The organism is Nocardia sp. NPDC004722 (genome assembly GCF_053601505.1).
Genome location: NZ_JBSGBY010000976.1, coordinates 1 through 1962, shown reverse-complemented (window position 1 = coordinate 1962; position 1962 = coordinate 1). Strand labels below are relative to the sequence as shown.

At 69.1% G+C, this 1962-nt stretch carries 2 protein-coding genes; both read right to left on the bottom strand.

Annotation, left to right across the window (positions count from 1 at the left end):
• A partial coding sequence (locus tag ACWELQ_RS44790; protein WP_452403039.1) for an MFS transporter occupies positions 1 to 737 on the bottom strand: 737 nt, incomplete at its 3' end.
• A 59-nt stretch (positions 738 to 796) separates the two neighbouring features.
• Complete coding sequence (locus tag ACWELQ_RS44785; RefSeq protein WP_452403038.1) at positions 797 to 1570, bottom strand: RsiV family protein; 774 nt, start codon at positions 1568 to 1570, stop codon at positions 797 to 799.
• Between the last annotated feature and the right edge of the window lie 392 nt (positions 1571 to 1962).

Genomic DNA, 1962 nt, shown 5'->3' with positions numbered 1-1962 from the left:
AACAGCGCCACCACCGACGGCGCGCCGTAACCGCGGTTCTCACCGCTGATCGCCGCGTAGATCACCGTGCCCAGCGCGAGCGCGCCCAGCAGTGATCCGGCCCAATCCAGCGGCCCCGGTTGCGGATCCGAGCTCTCGGGGACGTAGCGCAGCGCGGCCGCGAACACCACGACCCCGATCACCACGTTCAACCAGAAGATCGACCGCCATCCGTACGCGTCGACGAGCACCCCGCCCAGCACCGGTCCCGCGGCCAGCGCGAGCCCGGACACCGCCGACCACACGCCCAGCGCCTTGGCCCGCTGCTTCGCGTCCGGAAACACCTGCCGCAGTACCGAAAGCGTGCCCGGCTCGGACGCGGCCGCGCCGACACCCATGATCGCGCGACCCACGATGAGCGCGGGCACGCCGGAGGCCAGCGCCGAAATCACCGATCCCGCACAGAAGATCGCGAGCCCACCGATCATCACCCGTTTGCGGCCCCACCGGTCGCCGAGCGATCCGGCGGCCAGCATGAGGCTGGCGAAGACGAGCGTGTAGGCGTTGACGACCCACTGCAGCAGGCTCACGTCGGTGCTGAAATCGGAGCGGATGTCGGCCAGGGCGACGCTGACGACCGTGGTGTCGAGGAAGGTGACGAACAGCACCGCGGTCACCGTGACCAGGGCGATGGCCGGTCGCGCCGCACCCGCCGTACCGATGCCCCCCGGGCGCGACGTGTCACCGATGGTCGCCACGGGCTCAGGGTACGTCGCGGATGTGGGCCTGCGCCTTATCAACTCGACACGGCTCGGCCTCAACTCGACAGCACCTCGAACAGGCCCGGCTTCAACTGCGCCCGCAGCGCCGACCACGGCACCGTGATGTCGATCGCGCCCGCGGCCTCGGTGGCCACGATGCCCTGATCGAAATACACGTGCATGCCCGCGGGCGTCGCGGTCCAGGACTTGAAGTTCTCGGCCGTGGCGGCGATGCCCTCCTTGTTGTAGCCGTCACCGGCGCGGGTCCCGGGCAGCCGCTTGGCCGCCTCCTCCGAGAGCAGCTGCAGGCCCTTGGCCTGATCGACGAACACATCGCCGAAACCGAGCTCGCCGGAGGTGTCGGCGTCGATCACACAGGTCGACAGGAGGACCTCGGGGTGGTTGCCGCCGCCGTCGACACTCACCAACAGCATTCCGCTGAGCACATGCGTGCCGATGTGCTCGACCTTGGAGCGCTTGTTCGGGTCGGTGATGCTCTTGGCCTGCGCGTACTGGGTCACGAAGGCGTTTGCGCGAGAGTTCATGCAGCTGTTGAACGCCCGGGCCGCCTCGTAGTTCACGCCCGTGCCCTCGACACCCAGTCCCGGGACGGTGAGGTCGTAGCTCAGCGTCCCTTTGGCGCCCTTCAGCTCGCCCTGGCTGATGATCACGAACCGGCCCGCGCCCTTTGCGGCGGTGGTCGTGGTGGTCGGGGTGACGGTGACCGGTGCGGTGGGGGTGACGGTCGCGGGTGTGGACTGCGGATCACAGGCCGCCAGTCCGAAGGACACGGCGCAGAGTGCGAGGACGGCGGCGGATTTCGCCCGCATGGGATGCCTCCGGGGTGGTCGGGGCATCGCCTCCGGGGCGACGCCTGCGACCAGGTTGCGACCGGCGGCTTGGCGGCGACCAACGGTTCACCAACGAAGAGCGGTCGGACACCGGCGGATTGACGGTCCCGGACATCCGGGCCGATGTTCCACGATGGCGGAGGCGAATCGGTGCAGGATAGTCGGCGAATCGTCGCGAACTCCATCCCTCTACACTCCCGAACGGGGAGGTTGGTTTTTTTGAGTGTTGCGGTGTTGAGGTTTGCCGTGCTGGGCGAGGTCCGCGCATGGCGCGGCCCGGGCGCACAACCGACCCAGTTGAGCGCGGACGGGACGGAGTTGCTGGCCGAGGCCCGCGAGATCATCGCGGCCGTGCCGGAACCGGTGCGCGA

Bases quoted from the DNA above. Each gene is read 5' to 3' on its own strand.
- ACWELQ_RS44785 (WP_452403038.1), bottom strand. From the start codon at position 1,570: ATGCGGGCGAAATCCGCCGCCGTCCTCGCACTCTGCGCCGTGTCCTTC.